This window comes from Paenilisteria portnoyi (assembly GCF_014322795.1).
Taxonomy (GTDB): Bacteria; Bacillota; Bacilli; order Lactobacillales; family Listeriaceae; genus Listeria_A; species Listeria_A portnoyi.
Map to the genome: position 1 here is coordinate 1 of NZ_JAASTT010000017.1, position 16,020 is coordinate 16,020.

The window sequence follows — 16,020 nt, forward strand, 5'->3', positions numbered from 1 at the left end:
ATACAAAAAACTCCCTTATAAAGTAGATTTGGAATTTTTGTTTTTTCCATTGTCTACTCTATAGGGAGCATATCATTTTCATCTTTTTGCTCCTTTTTTTGTTAAAATTTTATCTCGACAGCTGAGGGCAACTGTTGAAAACTAGAAATACTGGTCAAAAAAAGAAACCCAAACGGATTCGAGGAGGCATCAAAAAAAGACGCGACTTCAAATCCACTTAGGTTATGCCCGAATAAACGGTAACAATCCTTGAAAGGAAATGTATTATTAATTACGGAATTTTACTAGGTCTAATATAACATGAATTGAAAACGGTTTCAAGTTAATTATAAAAAATTTTTTCCGAATATAAAAACCACAGTATGCTCCGCTTCGGTACGCGCTTTTGCCTAGGATCTGAGCATTTGTCGCTCCGCTGAGGTTTGGAGGGTCCTTCTGTATTAGGAAATTAGACAACAATTTCTAAAAACATAATAAAAAACCACCGCGGAAAAGGGAGTAACCGCGGTGGTCAAAAAGGGAGTTTGGGATTTTCATTCTTTAGGGAAAGTATGAAAATTTATTTGCTTGTTGTTAGCTTATAAACATATAATAAACGTTGGAGAAAAAAATTTGCTGTGAGTTAGATTAGAATTTGATGAAAAATAACTTTTGGATTTAAAGGGATTGACGCGGGATTGTCGCTTCTTTGTAATATGCGTTTGGTAAGATGGGTTGCAAATGGGGAAAAGGGAGTGCATGTTTTGACGTTGAAATCTAGTAAGAAATGTATGGCTATGTTACTTGTAATCATTCTGGCAGTAAGTGTCTTGATATTACCGAAGTCTGGGGAAGCGGCAACAACTTACAAAATGACCACAACTGTAGAGAGCAATATTCGAACTGGGGACAGCGTAAAGTATGCAATTATTGGATATTACAAAGCAGGGACAACAGTTACATTTAACGCCAAAACTAAAAATAACTGGTACCGTATTACATACAAAGGCAAAGTGGGCTATGTATCGGGGAAATGCTTAGCGCCATATAAAGCACAGTCATTTACCGCACTGAATGTCGAAGCAAAAAAACACTTAGGCAAAAAATATAAATGGGGCGCAACTGGTCCAACTTCATTTGATTGTTCTGGCTACACAAGCTACGTTTTCAAACAATCGATCAACAAAGTGATTCCACGTACAGCGAAGCAACAATACAATGCATCTACTAAAATTAAAGCGAATCAGTTAAAAGCAGGCGATTTAGTGTTCTTCAATTACGGTAGTGGCATCGCGCATGTCGGTATCTACGTTGGCAGTGGTAAAATGATTAACGCACAAAATAATGGTGTGAAGTACGATAACATTTCAAGTGGTTATTGGAAAAGGTATATCGCAGGATACGGTCGCGTAGTTAATTTTTAAAAAATAAGAGGTTTGGAGAATTCTCCAAGCCTCTTATTTGCGTTCAGCGAAGCGACAACCCCAATATGCAGGAAAACAAAGTGAGCCTGTAATCCATGCCTAGGATCTAAGCATTTGTCGCTTCGCTGAGGTTTGGTGGTTCCGTCAAAGTTAAGAATTAAGAGACATATAAAAATACTTAAATAAAAACACAAAAAAACCACCGTGGAAAAGGGAGGAACCACGATGGTCAAAAAGGGAGTTTTACGAGCTTTCATCCAAAAAGGGGGAAAGAATGAAAGTTCGTTTGTTGTTGTTAGCTTATACTTACATATTAACGGTCGGGAAGGAAAACTTGCTGTGAGTTAAATGAGAAATTGGTGAATGTTTTCCTAGTTTTTTGCCATTTCAATGAATTTATAACTGTATGGTGAGCCGAAAGCGTGTTTTTGAACGCCTGTTACTTTTGGATTTTGTAAAACGGCTGTCTGGTGTTGATATAGTGGCAGGATTGCGGCGTCATCGTCAAGTAGTACTTTTTCTGAGTCGACAAAGGCATTCCATCTTGCAGTTGGCTCTGTGGCTAGTGTTGTATCTGTTGATTTGACGAGCTGATCGTATTTGGGACTGTTGTAATTCATACTGTTGTTGTAGTAATCGGATAGGAAAAGACTGCTATACGTCCAAGGATCCTTAAAGTCAGGCATCCAAGCCGCTAGGGAAAGGTCGTAATTGCTAGTTCGAGTCAGCTCAGTCGCGCTCTTTGCAGGCATTGTTTTAATATTTATCGTCACACCAGGTAGATTCTTCTCAAATTGATCTTTTAGGAAGGTAAAAATCGTTTTTGTCGTATCTTGGTCATCGCCTAGGAGTTCCAGCGTGATTGTATCGGTTCCTAGTTCTTTTTTTGCTTGGGCTAAATATTTGCTCGCTTCGACTTTATTAAAAGTGAGATGATCCCCGCTGTCGGCTCGAAAATCAGCACCAGTTTCTGGATTTTGTACGAAGTCTTTTGGCAATAAACCGTTCGCAGGAAACGATCCGTCGCCTAGTATTTCGCTTGTTAGTGCTTTTTTATCCACTGCTAAATTGAGTGCATGGCGCAGGGCATTATTGGCAAGTGGTGTGGCTTTGCCGTCACGTTTTTGATTTAGACGTAAGTAGCTGATGAGTGCGTCTTTTTCGGTTAGAAAATCAGAACGGTCCTTATACTGTTTCGCGTATTCGCCGGAGAGGGGTGCACGATCGGCTTCTTTTGTTGTGTATAGATTTACTCCAGCATTAATGTCTTTTGCCACCTGTACAGAGATTTCATCAATGGCTACTTGTTTTTTATCCCAGTATTCGTCATTTTTCGCATAGGTCCATTTTTTTGCGGTATTTCCATCCCAGTTTTTCATAATGAAGGGCCCATTATACAATGTGTGTGCTGCATCTGTGCCATACTTGTCGCCCTGCTTCTCGACAAAAGCTTGTTTTTGCGGTAAAAAAGTTTCGAATGATAGTAGAGATATGAAGTAAGGCACTGGTTTTTTGAGTGTTATTTTTAAGGTTTCGTTGTCTGGCGCAGTAACGCCGAGTTCTGATACAGGCAGCTTACCTTCGTGAATTTCCGTTGCATTTTTAATAGAATCTTTAAAAAGAGCCGCATAACTTGGTGCTGTTTTTGGATCGACTGCGCGTTGCCATGCATATACAAAATCATTCGCGGTGACTTGCGAGCCATCAGACCATTTTGCGTTATCTCTCAATTTTATCGTATATTCCGTCTGGTCTTTGCTAATTACTGGCATGCTTGCTGCAACGCCAGGCACGAAACTATCTTTCTTATCCAGCGTATAAAGGCCTTCAAATACTTGGTTTTGCGCAGTGAAACTAACAAAGTCTTCCTCCGCAGTCGTATTGAGTGTGAGTAATTCCCCAGTTTCTAAAAAGTTAATTTGGTCTGACGCCTTTTCATTTGTTTTGCCTGCGCTATCTCCGCAAGCTGCTAAAAATAGAACGCTTACTATTGAAATTGTTACAAATGTCATTTTTGTGAAATGCATGTTGTTCCTCCTTTTTTCTGACTATTTTTATTAAGTATATGTATTCCTATCGGATATGTCAACATTCAGCGAAGCGACAAATGCTCATCTCCGTCGTTAAAAGCTGTGTTCCGATGCTCACATACTCTAGTATGCTCCGCTTCGGTACGCGCTTTTGCCTAGGATCTAAGCATTTGTCGCTTCGCTGAGGTTTGGTGGTGCCTTCAAGGTTGGGAATTAAGAGACATATAAAAATACTTAAATCTAAACACAAAAAAAACCACCGTGGAAAAGGGAGGAACCACGGTGGTCAAAAAGGGAGTTTTACGAGCTTTCATCCAAAAAGGGGGAAAGAATGAAAGTTCGTTTGTTGTTAGCTTATACTTATATAATAACGGTCGGGAAGGAAAGCTTGCTGTGAGTTAAATGAGAAATTGATGAATGTTTGGCGAACTTTTTTTCATTAATGTAAATCGATGTTGACCCAGCCGCGGACGCTATTGATTAGCCAGGTTTTTGTGGCTTTTAGTAGGTCATTGCGGTGTAGGACGCGCTCTGTAATCGTGTTTTCTGTTAGGAGAGTTTCGCGCATGGTGCCCCCTAGTAAGCCGGATGATTGTTTTGGCGTGACCAGCTGCCCGTCTATTTCTGCGACTAGATTGCCATTGATGAATTCTGTAATCTCGCCGCGTTCATTCCATAGTAATGTTTCATCATAGTCAATCCGGCGTCGTTTTTCATACATCGTTCGGTTGGTCGTTTTGTGATAGAGAAATGGGTCGGTGCTATTGATGGATTTGTCGGCAAAATGGGCGGTCCATGTAATCGGGTCGGAAATGATGAGTGTGCCTTCCACAGTAATGTCGCCAGTTTTACTTGAGAGCAGGCGAACTTTCCAAATGTCGCTGGGATGTTCTTTTGCGAACGCTTCTAGAGCCTCATTTGCAGCGTCAATGTTCCACGTGAAACCAAAATAATGGGCACTTTTTTCGATGCGCTTTAGATGTAAATCGGTGCGATAATAGGTACCATCTTCTAAGCGTAGGCTTTCTAATAGTTCAAATTTTGGTAAATAGGTGGTCAGAAGAGCCGCTTTTGCTTGGACTTCCTCATACTCAGCGCCGCTACGTGAATCCCAAACAATGCCGCCGCCAACGCCGTATTCCGCTGTTTTTTCTTCGGTATCGACAACAACAGTTCGGATGGGTACGTTAAAAATGGCTTCCTTATGAGGTGTGACGTAGCCGATCGCGCCACAGTAAACATTGCGGGGAGAGGTTTCTGATTCGGCAATAAGTTGCATCGTTTTTACTTTCGGTGCGCCTGTGATGGAACCACATGGGAAAAGTGCTTCGAAAATAGCTGTTAAATGGACTTCTGGTAATGTTTCAGCAACTACTGTCGAGGTCATCTGCCAAACGGTTGGGTAGCGTTCGACGTCAAATAGACGGGGAACTTTAACAGAACCTGGTTTGGCGATTTGGCCAAGGTCATTGCGTAATAAATCTACGATCATCACGTTTTCAGCTTGATTTTTAGCGGAAGCTGCGAGCCAGTCACGTGCGTTGAAATCTTCTTCCAGTGTCATACCGCGTTTTGCAGTACCTTTCATCGGCTTGGTTTGGATGATGCCGTCTTTCCAATGGAAGAAAAGTTCGGGCGAGGCGGATAAAATGTGAAACCTGCCAGTTGATAAGTACGCTGAATAATCCGCTTGTTGCGCTATTTTCAGTTGCTCATAGAAATTCTCGTCTTCATCTGTGAAATCACTTTGCAATCGGATTGTATAATTAGTCTGATATGTATTCCCTGCTGCAATTTGTTCTCGAATAAAATGGATACCTTTTGCATAGGAACTGTAATCGGTAGTTGGTTGCCAGTCTAATTTCAGCGCTTGTGAAAGAGGCGTTGTTGTTTGCTCAATTTCGCGCATTTCACGAAAAACACCAAACCAAAGAAGCGGCATTTTACCATGTGGGTGCGTGGTTAGATTTTTATTGAAGGCAGCAGCTGCTTCATAACCAATGTACCCGGCGACATAATAACCGAGATCGACAGCTTGTTCGACTTGTTGCATTCGTTCCATCACGTCATCTAACTTATCGGTTTGAATAATGGCTTCGGGGGACGAGAATAGTTGTGTTTTTCCTTTAAAATCGAACTGCATTTTCATTTTCGTAGCTCCGTTCCGTTAGTTTTACAAAGTTCTCCAAGATTTCGTGTCCGTGTTCGGAAAGAATGGCTTCGGGATGGAATTGAACTCCTTCTACTAAGAATTTGCGGTGACGAACGGCCATGATAAGGTCATCCTCGGTTTTTGCGGTGATGGTTAATTCATTCGGAAAATGGGATTCTGCGGCTATGAGTGAATGATATCTGGTCACAGAAAAACGCGCGCTTAAGCTTGTAAACACGCCTTCTTGGTCATTTGTAATTATCGATGTTTTGCCGTGAACGGGTTCAGGAGCGCGAATGATTTCACCACCAAATGCTTGAACGATAGCTTGGTGACCCAAACAGATGCCAAGAATAGGGATTTTGCTAGCAAATTCGCGGATGACGGCTAGACTGATTCCCGCGTCATCGGGTGTACCGGGTCCAGGTGAAATGACAATTGATTCGGGATTTATTTCACAAACTTCGGCTACAGTTATTTGATCATTTTTCACAACGCGTACTTGTTTGCCGAGCTCTAATAAATATTGATATAAGTTGTATGTAAACGAGTCGTAATTATCGATTAACAGGATCACAATATCACTCCTAAATGGAATTTCAATGGATATACGTCCACCCTATTTATAGCAAAATAGTGGCAGTTTGTCCAATAAGCAGACTTGTGATTTCACAAACTTTGTTGGGTTGAAATTCGGGGGTGAGGGATTGTTATAATGAATGAGAAAGGGAAGACATACGACCAACATGTTTTCCTGATACAAACACCATTTAAGATGGTGACAGCCTGAATATTTCAAGAGCCACTAAGCCGTCAAGCGTATAAAGTGGCTTTTATTTTTTGTCATCTTTACTGTTCATTATCATCACAATAAGCCCCGCAAATGCGATTGTTGTAGTCCATCTCAATCATGACTCGAATACAGTCACGCGTTTTCAGGGTTTATCTGATGATTGTGTAATGCAATTTTTAGATGGATATTACAAATTTTGAATGGTGGGAAGTTTTCTGTTTTGGCTTGCTAATTCTGGGGTTATGGGGTAGAATGTTCTTACATAATGAATTAAAACGTTGACAAGAGCTAGTAGTAGAAGTTGTGCTTTTTAGAGAGCTGATGGTTGGTGGGAATCAGTAGGAACGCTTTTATGAATCCGTCTTGGAGTGAGCAGAGGAAATGTGAGTAATCTGCTTCGGTGGAAACCGTTATATCAATTGAGCTGGAGTTTGGGATGTTTCTCGGACTCAATTAGGGTGGCAACGCGGTACTTCCGTCCCTTTCCATGTATTTATTTGGGGAGAGATTTGGGGGTCTTTTTTTCGTTCACAGAAAGTATAGTATGCTTTCTGTGAACGAAAAAAGCCTAGCGACAAACAGTCATCTGCGTTGTTAAAGCTTCCGTTCCAGTGCTCATGTACAAGTCGTACACTCCGCGCTGGTACTCGGCTTTGCCTAGCATCTAACCATTTGTCGCTAGGCTGGTCGAACTAAAACTAAATAAAAAACGAGATTATCATTTTGTGAGGAGGAAAAGATATGTTGGATGTTAAGTTATTACGTGAGGATTTTGAAGGTGTGAAGGCGAAGTTATCGCATCGTGGGGAAGAACTTGGGGAATTTGAGAAGTTTGGTGCGTTGGATACGCGGCGTCGGACGTTGATTATTGAAGTGGAGACGCTTAAAAGTCAACGCAATGAGGTTTCGCAAGAGATTGCTCAGTTGAAGCGTGATAAACAGGATGCGGACGAGAAAATTGAGGAAATGCGTGTTGTTGGGGATCGGATTAAGACGTTTGATATTGAGTTGAACGAGATTGATGAGAAGTTGCGTAATATTTTGATGGCGATTCCGAATATCCCGCATGAGTCTACGCCGATTGGTGATACGGAAGATGATAATGTGGAGGTTCGCAAATGGGGCGAGGTTCGGACGTTTGATTTTGAGCCAAAAGCACATTGGGATTTGGGTACAGATTTAGGAATTTTGGATTTTGAGAATGCGGCGAAGGTTGCGGGAAGCCGGTTTGTTTTTTATAAGAAACTGGGTGCTAGACTGGAGCGGGCGTTGATTAATTTTATGATGGATTTGCATGCGACGGAGCACGGGTATGATGAGATGTTGCCGCCGTACATGGTGAATCGCGATAGTATGACGGGTACGGGGCAGTTGCCGAAGTTCGAAGAGGATGCGTTCTTGATTGAGAAGGAGGACTATTTCTTGATTCCGACGGCGGAGGTTCCAGTGACGAACTATCATCGTGATCAGATTATGAATGTGGATGATCTTCCGCAAAAATACACGGCTTACAGTGCGTGCTTCCGTTCTGAGGCGGGTTCTGCGGGGCGCGATACGCGTGGCTTGATTCGCCAACATCAGTTTAATAAAGTGGAAATGGTTCAGTTTGTGAAACCTGAGGATTCGTATGCGGCGCTCGAGGCTTTGACGGATAATGCGGAGGAAGTGTTGCGTCTGTTGGAATTGCCGTATCGTGTGCTTAGCATGTGTACTGCTGATTTAGGGTTCACGGCTGCGAAAAAATATGATATCGAAGTGTGGATTCCGAGTGGTGACAGCTACCGCGAGATTTCTTCTTGTAGTAATTTTGAGGCGTTCCAAGCGCGTCGTGCGAATATTCGTTTCCGCCGCGAGCCAGGTGGCAAGCCTGAATTTGTGCACACGCTGAACGGTTCTGGACTTGCGATTGGTCGTACTGTTGCGGCGATTTTGGAAAATTATCAGTTGGCTGACGGTTCTGTCGCGGTTCCAAAAGTATTGCAAAATTATATGGGTGGCGTGGAAGTTATTACGGCACCAAAAAAATAAATAGATTATGTGAAAAGGGCTTTTCTCTGAATGTGGAGGAGAGTCTTTTTTATGTGGTTTTTAAATGTAACGGATTTGCCTTATTTTTGTTTGGAATGGTATCCGATGAGGAGAAATTTTGTATTTATTTACGGTTCTTTTCTGTTACGCTAGGTTTGGTAGGGTTACTTTAAAATGATGTTATCAAATTTATGAGTAAGGGAGATTGGAATGAGTTATGGAATCGTTTGTGTTGTATAGTAACAGTATAGTAGCTATTCTGTTAGGAATCTCAACTCTATCAAAAAAAAATAGATATATAAAATTTTGTACACTGTTGAAAAAAACAATATATATCTTTTTTCCAATTCAAGTGATATTGCTGATAATCTTAGTGACATGGTTTTTCAAGCAATAATTTTAAATTTGCGAGACTAGGAAAATTATCGGGAATGGAGAATACAGCGGTATTAAACTCCTAGATTTACCTAGATGTATTGAAAAATTTCACTTTAAGGCTTGTTTTCATGCAAGCCTTTTTGGGGTATAATGGCATACAAAGATTAGATAAAGGAGTATGGCATAATGCGATTTTATGAGGAAGATTTTGCGCTTTTTGATCGGGATTATTTTCAGTTTCGGCAAATGAAGGAGTTTACGCCAACGCTTGTGGCGAGTGTGAAGGCGGAATATAGGGCTAGGTGGGATGTTTGGAAGGAGTTTGCGTTGTTGTGTCAGCGGGAAACGGTGGGTTTTGGGAAGCCGAAAGTGGAGAGTTGGACGAATGGATGGCAGGTTCGGTCGCATTTTTGGGCGTATTATAAGGGATTGTCACGGCAGGATTCGGCGAGTATGATTGCGATTTTGCTCAAAAAGGATAGTTTTCGGATTTATTTGGAGTGGCATGCGTATCGGAGTTCGGATTCGGTGACGAGTTATGAGGATCACGCGAAATGGGTGAAATTTTTGCCGGAGTGGGTTCGGGAATTGGGGATCGATGTGCGGGAGTATTGGGTGTGGACGTCGTATGAGGATGAACCGGATAATTTCGTGATGTTGGCGGATTATTTGGAGGACCCGGAGCCGGTTCATGCGCTCTTGGAAAACTCGAAAAAATGGCTTCGAATTGGGCGGGTTATTCCAAAAGAGGAAGCTGTGCAATGTGTTGCTATGGAAGAGATTGTAAGGGAAACGATGATGGAACTTTCTTACTTGTATAGCAAAACGGAAGAGCTGTAAAATGGGATGAAAAATCTTGTTGACAGCGCTTTCGATAAGGTGCTATACTTAGCCTTAGGAAAAGGATTGTTACTGATTCGATCAGGCATTACCAACATCGACGGGGAAGCACGTATTTGAGTACGTGTAGCTGCGTGTGATATTGGTATTTTTTTCGTCCATGAAAGCGAGGAGGCTTCTATGAAGATTATTAAAGCGATTAATAATAATGTTGCTCTGGCGGTGAATGAGCAGGGACATGAGCTCGTGATAATGGGCAAGGGTGTTGGATTCCAGAAGAAGTTGGATGATATTATTGATGATGCGGTGATTGAGAAGGTTTTTGTTTTGGAAACGGACGAATTGTCTGAGAAATTGATGGATTTACTTGGCGAAATTCCAGCAATTCACTTGGAAATAGCAGATGAGATTGTGAATTATGCGAAGGAAACTTTTGATGCGAAAATCAGTGATAATGTGTATTTAACGCTCACGGATCATATCAGTTTTGCGATTGCGCGGCATGAAAAAGGTATGCTGATTCGCAATGTGATGTTGTGGGAAATTAAGAAGTTTTACAAGGATGAGTTTAAGATTGGTCTGAAGGCGCTGGATATTATTAAGGAGCGGCTTGGGATTCAGCTTGGTGAGGATGAGGCTGGATTTATTGCGCTTCATATTGTGAATGCGCGGACGGACGGTCAGGCGATGAAGACAACGGTTGATATGACACAGGTTGTGCAGGATGTGCTGAACATTGTGACGTATCATTTTAATGTGGTGTTGGATGAATCGTCGCTGAATTATACGCGTTTTGTGACGCATTTACAGTATTTTGCGCAGCGGCTTTTGCGGAATGAGATTGTGGATTCTGGCGATGACTTTCTTTTTGATCAGGTGCAGGTGAAATATCCGGAGAGTTTTGAATGTACGGGAAAAATTGATGCGTATTTGCAAAAGGCGCACCATGCAACGCTTACGAAGGATGAACGGGTGTATTTGACGCTTCATATTCATCGGGTGACGGAGCGGAATCGGACAATTTGAATAGTAAAGTGATTAATAATGGATTGTTGTTGTGGCTCTTATGAAGTGTTTTTTGCTGAATTAGAGCCTCAATATGAGTGGGAGCGAAGCGAGCATTCGTTCCTCAAAAAGTTCTTATAGGTTAAACAATGAATAAGAGTTGGAATAATCGGATATTGATATTTGAAAAGACGAAATATAATAATGTGGAATGAATTTTTGCGCAGCTATATGCTTGACCTGTAATGCATTACACAGGTTACATTTGATTTAGGATATAAAATATAGATGGGAGCTGATTTTTTGAAATTTATTGTCACAGATTCATATGAAGAAATGAGTACGGTTGCAGGGCAGCATTTATTGGGCTACATGTATCAGGATTGCCGCGTGAATATGTCGATTACGGCTGGGAATACGCCACTTCGGATGTATGAGCAACTTGTTCCGCAGGTGAAGGGGAAATCTTATTTTGATAATGTTCACTATTATAATTTCGATGAGATTCCGCTAAAAGGAACTGGTGAGCCGGGTGTGACGATTAGCAATTTGGCAAAGTCGTTTTTCACGCCAGCTGGGATTCCGACAGAGCAGATTCATGTGTTGGATGAAACGAATTACGAGACGCATGACGCGAGGTTGAAAGTGGATGGCGGACTTGATGTGATGTTGCTTGGTATCGGCGCGGACGGTCATTTTTGTGGGAATTTGCCGGATACAACAGATGTTCATGATGAGACGGTTGCGGTTCCGACGACGCCTGAAATGAAGGAGATTTTGCTTGGTGAGGTTGGCGGAGATGCGTCGAAGGTTCCAGATTTTTATGTGACAATGGGGCCGAAAGCGGTGATGCAGGCGAAAAATATTATTATGTTTGCAAATGGGAAGCATAAAGCGGAAATCGTGAAAAAAGCCTTTTTCGGTGAAGTAACGAACGCTGTGCCATCTTCCATTTTACAATTGCATCCATCGATTACAGTTATTTTGGATAAAGAAGCAGCGTCATTGCTGCCAAACTTATAAATAGAGAGGAAGAAAATTATTATGACAAAATCACCATTTCCAGAAGGATTTTTATGGGGTGGCGCGGTTGCTGCCAATCAATGTGAGGGCGCGTATTTAGAGGATGGCAAGGGATTATCGCCTGTCGATGTTTTACCATCTGTTGAAGGAGGGCGTTGGGATGCGGTTATGAATCCGACGAAAGCGCTTGAAACGAAATATGATTATTATCCGAGTCATGAGTCGATCGATTTTTATCACCGCTATAAAGAGGATATTGCGTTGTTTGCGGAAATGGGATTCAAGTCGTTCCGTTTGTCGATTAGCTGGCCGCGTATTTTCCCAAATGGCGACGATGCGACGCCGAATGAGGCGGGTCTGGAGTTTTATGATCGTGTTTTTGCGGAGTGTGCGAAATATGGCATTGAGCCTGTCGTGACGATTAACCACTTTGATACGCCGGTGGAACTTTTCAAAAATTATGGTGGTTGGAAGAATCGCAAATGTATTGATTTTTACATGAATTTCTGTGAGGTTATTTTTAATCGGTATAAAGGAAAAGTGAAGTATTGGATGACGTTTAACGAGATTAATATGATTTTGCATCTGCCGTTTTTCGGTGGTGGCATGGATGTGAATGGGGAAGCGAACCCGGAAGAGGCGAAGTATCAAGCGGCGCATCACCAGTTGGTGGCTTCTGCAATGGCGACGAAATTGGCGCATGAGATTGATCCGGAAAACCAAGTTGGTTGTATGTTGGCGGCAGGCGCGACGTATGCATTCTCGTGTGATCCGAAAGATGTGTGGAAAGCAATGCAAGCTGATCGTGAGGGTTATTTCTTCATTGATGTGCAGGCGCGCGGCTACTACCCAAGTTACAGCAAGCGTTTCTTCAAGGAGCACAACATTAATTTAGTGATAGAAGATGGCGATTTAGACGTTCTGAAAAATCATACGGTAGATTATGTGGCGTTTAGTTATTATTCTTCTCGCCTAACAAGTGCAGATCCTGAAGTGATGAAGGAGACAGAAGGTAATGTTTTTGCGACATTGCGTAATCCGAATTTGGAAGCGAGCGAATGGGGTTGGCAAATCGATCCACTTGGTCTGCGTATCACAATGAACGCGATTTACGATCGTTATCAAAAACCACTTTTCGTTGTGGAAAATGGTCTGGGCGCAGTGGATACGGTTGAGGCTGATGGCTCGATTAATGATGATTACCGGATTGATTACATGCGTGAGCACGTGCGCGAAATGGGCGAAGCAATCGAGGACGGCGTGGATTTGATTGGCTATACGCCTTGGGGTTGTATCGACCTTGTCAGCGCTGGTTCTGGCGAGATGAAGAAGCGTTACGGTTTCATCTATGTTGACCGCGATAATGAAGGTAAAGGTACCTTGAATCGTTCTAAGAAGAAGTCGTTCCATTGGTATAAAAAAGTGATTGAGAGTAATGGTAGTGATTTGGCATAATATCATAGGCAAATAGGAGCAGACTCGACGTCTTACACGAGTGTCTACTCCTATTGTTGTTTAGGAAACTAGAGTGCGGATATTAAGTAAGTCACTAAACATTTCGCGTCGTTCAGAATTACTTTTATTAGTGAAATCAACGTTGTTGTACCAATCTATTAGTGCTTCTGAGTCTAGTTCATCAAAAGTATCAGTATTAAATACATATAGCCCTGTTAAGTAATTAATGTAATCTATTCGAGAAGGTTCTTTTAAATCATTGTCTTTTATAAAATTGATTGCAGAGTCTAGTGCATTTAAGGTAATAGAGAAACATAGCTCAATATTTTCAGGTGCTAAGTTACATAGCTGATTTTCTTTGGTATCAGAGGGAATAGGAGCATAATTATTTGAATGAACTCTATTCATGACTACTTCATAGGAAGGATTTAGTGTAGCTACAGGATAAGAAACGCCTGTTGAATGTGGGGAGAACAAATGGTCATACCCTGATTCACTTAGTTTATCCTTATATTTATGCGTGTACTGCACATAAATATCTATGCCGTGAAATTTTAATTTTGAGAAACGCATTTCCAATGCACTAACCCTGCTACCAGCATTATTTAAAACTTCAAACCATTCGATTTGTTCATCTTCAGTTAGGTTCTCTGCGATATTTATTGTATAATTATAATTTTTTATCTTACTACGTATTTGGAGTAATGCTGAGTATACCTCGTTCTTCTTAAGTAATGGAATATCATTGATGTAATTAAAAAATTCTTCATCTTTCTCATTAAGAAGAAATCCAACAGGGATTTGAGAATTTCTAATGGCCCCCTCTACGGAAATAAATTTAGCTCTTCCTATATCTAAAACTATATTTCGGAAATCCTCATGATTAGAGAAGGCTTTAAAATTTGTAGATAGGCGTTGTTGCCCATCAACAACAGATTGTTGGCCAGAGGATATATCAATTAGAATTTCTCTATCAATAAAAGATACTTGAGGTACAATAACGTCTTCAATGATATTGAGGGATATAGGCGATACGGGTGCTTTACCAAAAAGTTGATAGTTTAATAACTCTACAGATTTTTGTAAATTCCAACTTAAATCTCTTTGGTATAGCGGTAAGGATATTTTATTGGCTTTAATTTTGTCGCACATCTCAAAAACAGTCATTTGATGGCTTTTTTTGGTAGGGTTAAACTCACCAGCTTTTTTTAGTTTTTCGCTAATTCTCATAAATACCTCTTTCTGTTGATTTAACAACTGGATAATATTTCAATTGTAAACGTTTTCTGTATTTTGGTCAAGTTATTTTCACGGTGATAACTTTGGATTTGCTAAAAGACGAGCAATTTGTACGCTTATAACTAAAAAAATTCAGCATTTCGCTTGCTCTGTAATGCATTACATGAAGTATACTAAAAATGTAAACAAGATTGAGAGGAGCGAATAAACAAATGACAGAGATCAAAAAGCAATTTCCAGATGGATTTTTATGGGGTGGCGCAACGGCTGCGAACCAAGTTGAGGGTGGCTTTGACTTAGATGGTAAGGGTCTTTCAACGGCTGATATGGTGAAGTTTGTTCCGAAAGATGAGCGTGGAAATGGGCATGCGCTGGACGTGAGTTCGGCTGAGATTGAGGAGATTTTGGCGGGGAAATCGAAGGCTCGTTTTCCGAAGCGTGATGGTGTTGATTTTTATCATCGTTATAAAGAGGATATTGCGTTGTTTGCGGAAATGGGATTCAAGACGTTTCGGTTGTCGTTTAACTGGGCGCGGATTTTCCCGAATGGTGATGATTTAACGCCGAACGAGGCTGGCTTGAAATTTTACGATAATGTGATTGATGAGTTGGTGAAGTATGGTATTGAGCCGCTCGTGACGTTGTCGCATTATGAGACGCCGCTTGGTTTGACGCAGAAATATAATGGTTGGGCGAGTCGCGAGGTTATCGATCATTATGTGCGTTATGCGGAGACGGTGATGACGCGTTACAAGGATAAAGTGAAGTATTGGCTGACTTTCAATGAGATTAATATCATCGCGATTAGCCCGTACACTGGTGGTGGCGTGGTTATTGATCGTGTGGAAAATCCGCTGGAAGTATCTTATCAGGCGGCGCACCATCAATTCGTTGCGAGTTCGAAGGTTGTAAAATTAGGGCATGAAATTAATCCAGACTTCGAAATTGGTTGTATGTTGGCGCGTATGGAAACGTATCCTGCGACGAATAATCCAGATGATATCTTGCTTGCTCAGCACCAAAATCAGATGAATCTATTTTTCACGGATGTTCAAGTTGGCGGTTACTATCCTGGTTTTATCAAGCGCTATTTCGCGGAAAACGACATCACGATCAAAATGGAAGACGGCGATTTGGAACTTTTGAAAAATTATCCAGTGGACTACTTGTCGTTTAGTTATTACATGACGTTATCCGTTTCGGCAGATCCAAACCGCGATCAAACGGGTGGAAATTTCATGGGTGGCGTGAAAAATGAATACTTGGAAAGCTCGGATTGGGGCTGGCAAATTGATCCTAAGGGCTTACGTGTGGCGCTGAACGGGTTATATGATCGCTATAGAGTACCACTTTTCATCGTGGAGAATGGCTTGGGTGCATATGATACGGTTGAGGCGGATGGCGCGATTCATGATCCTTACCGCATTGATTATTTGCGTCAACATATCGAGCAGATGGCAGAAGCGATTGCGGACGGCGTTGATTTAATTGGTTACACGAGTTGGGGACCAATTGACCTTATTAGTGCATCTACGAGTGAAATGTCCAAGCGTTACGGTTTCATTTATGTGGACCAAGATGATGATGGAAATGGGACGCTTGATCGGTCACGTAAGGATTCCTTCTTCTGGTATAAGAAAGTGATTGCGACGAATGGTGAAGATTTAGCTTAAA

General features: G+C 41.5%; 12 protein-coding genes and 1 other annotated feature. Of the genes, 8 read left to right on the forward strand and 4 right to left on the reverse strand.

Features of this window, described 5'->3' with window-relative positions:
- Nucleotides 1–770: 770 nt before the first annotated feature.
- A complete protein-coding gene (locus HCJ66_RS11475; protein ID WP_181676619.1) occupies nucleotides 771–1,403 on the forward strand; it encodes an NlpC/P60 family protein in 633 nt (210 codons plus the stop codon).
- Between the two features lie 225 nt (nucleotides 1,404–1,628).
- Complete coding sequence (locus HCJ66_RS16350) at nucleotides 1,629–1,751, forward strand: hypothetical protein (protein ID WP_281384420.1); 123 nt, start codon at nucleotides 1,629–1,631, stop codon at nucleotides 1,749–1,751.
- A 23-nt stretch (nucleotides 1,752–1,774) separates the two neighbouring features.
- Here the strand turns inward: HCJ66_RS16350 and HCJ66_RS11480 are convergent, their stop codons facing one another.
- The 3 genes from HCJ66_RS11480 to HCJ66_RS11490 all read right to left on the reverse strand — a co-directional run bounded on the left by HCJ66_RS11480 (nucleotide 1,775) and on the right by HCJ66_RS11490 (nucleotide 6,162).
- Nucleotides 1,775–3,430: a peptide ABC transporter substrate-binding protein gene (locus tag HCJ66_RS11480; protein WP_187133254.1), complete on the reverse strand. Its 1,656-nt coding sequence runs from the start codon at nucleotides 3,428–3,430 to the stop codon at nucleotides 1,775–1,777.
- A 442-nt stretch (nucleotides 3,431–3,872) separates the two neighbouring features.
- Complete coding sequence (gene pabB, locus HCJ66_RS11485; RefSeq protein WP_187133255.1) at nucleotides 3,873–5,582, reverse strand: aminodeoxychorismate synthase component I; 1,710 nt, start codon at nucleotides 5,580–5,582, stop codon at nucleotides 3,873–3,875.
- On the reverse strand, nucleotides 5,560–6,162 hold the full coding sequence (locus HCJ66_RS11490; protein ID WP_187133256.1) for a glutamine amidotransferase-related protein: 603 nt from the start codon (nucleotides 6,160–6,162) through the stop codon (nucleotides 5,560–5,562). The genes pabB and HCJ66_RS11490 overlap by 23 nt, the downstream gene beginning before the upstream one ends.
- Nucleotides 6,163–6,647: 485 nt before the next feature.
- Nucleotides 6,648–6,864: a binding site (T-box leader), on the forward strand.
- A gap of 255 nt (nucleotides 6,865–7,119) precedes the next feature.
- Between HCJ66_RS11490 and serS the strand changes: the two genes are divergently transcribed.
- The 5 genes from serS (at nucleotide 7,120) to HCJ66_RS11515 (ending at nucleotide 13,107) form a co-directional block, all read left to right on the forward strand.
- Nucleotides 7,120–8,406, forward strand: coding sequence for a serine--tRNA ligase (serS, locus tag HCJ66_RS11495; protein WP_187133257.1), 1,287 nt, complete (start codon nucleotides 7,120–7,122; stop codon nucleotides 8,404–8,406).
- Nucleotides 8,407–8,970: 564 nt separating this feature from the next.
- The gene (locus HCJ66_RS11500) at nucleotides 8,971–9,624 is read left to right on the forward strand and encodes an HI_0552 family protein (RefSeq protein ID WP_187133258.1); all 654 of its coding nucleotides are present in this window, start codon (nucleotides 8,971–8,973) and stop codon (nucleotides 9,622–9,624) included.
- Between the two features lie 180 nt (nucleotides 9,625–9,804).
- On the forward strand, nucleotides 9,805–10,650 hold the full coding sequence (licT, locus tag HCJ66_RS11505) for a BglG family transcription antiterminator LicT (protein WP_187133259.1): 846 nt from the start codon (nucleotides 9,805–9,807) through the stop codon (nucleotides 10,648–10,650).
- 282 nt (nucleotides 10,651–10,932) lie between these two features.
- Nucleotides 10,933–11,652 carry a glucosamine-6-phosphate deaminase gene (locus HCJ66_RS11510; protein WP_281384421.1) on the forward strand — a complete coding sequence of 240 codons (720 nt, stop codon included), beginning with the start codon at nucleotides 10,933–10,935 and terminating at the stop codon, nucleotides 11,650–11,652.
- A gap of 21 nt (nucleotides 11,653–11,673) precedes the next feature.
- Nucleotides 11,674–13,107 (forward strand): 6-phospho-beta-glucosidase, encoded by a 1,434-nt coding sequence (locus HCJ66_RS11515; protein WP_187133261.1) that lies wholly within the window; start codon nucleotides 11,674–11,676, stop codon nucleotides 13,105–13,107.
- Between the two features lie 60 nt (nucleotides 13,108–13,167).
- Here the strand turns inward: HCJ66_RS11515 and HCJ66_RS11520 are convergent, their stop codons facing one another.
- Nucleotides 13,168–14,337 (reverse strand): DUF262 domain-containing protein, encoded by a 1,170-nt coding sequence (locus tag HCJ66_RS11520; RefSeq protein ID WP_222717487.1) that lies wholly within the window; start codon nucleotides 14,335–14,337, stop codon nucleotides 13,168–13,170.
- A gap of 221 nt (nucleotides 14,338–14,558) precedes the next feature.
- Between HCJ66_RS11520 and HCJ66_RS11525 the strand changes: the two genes are divergently transcribed.
- The gene (locus HCJ66_RS11525; protein WP_187133262.1) at nucleotides 14,559–16,019 is read left to right on the forward strand and encodes a glycoside hydrolase family 1 protein; all 1,461 of its coding nucleotides are present in this window, start codon (nucleotides 14,559–14,561) and stop codon (nucleotides 16,017–16,019) included.
- Nucleotide 16,020: the final 1 nt, after the last annotated feature.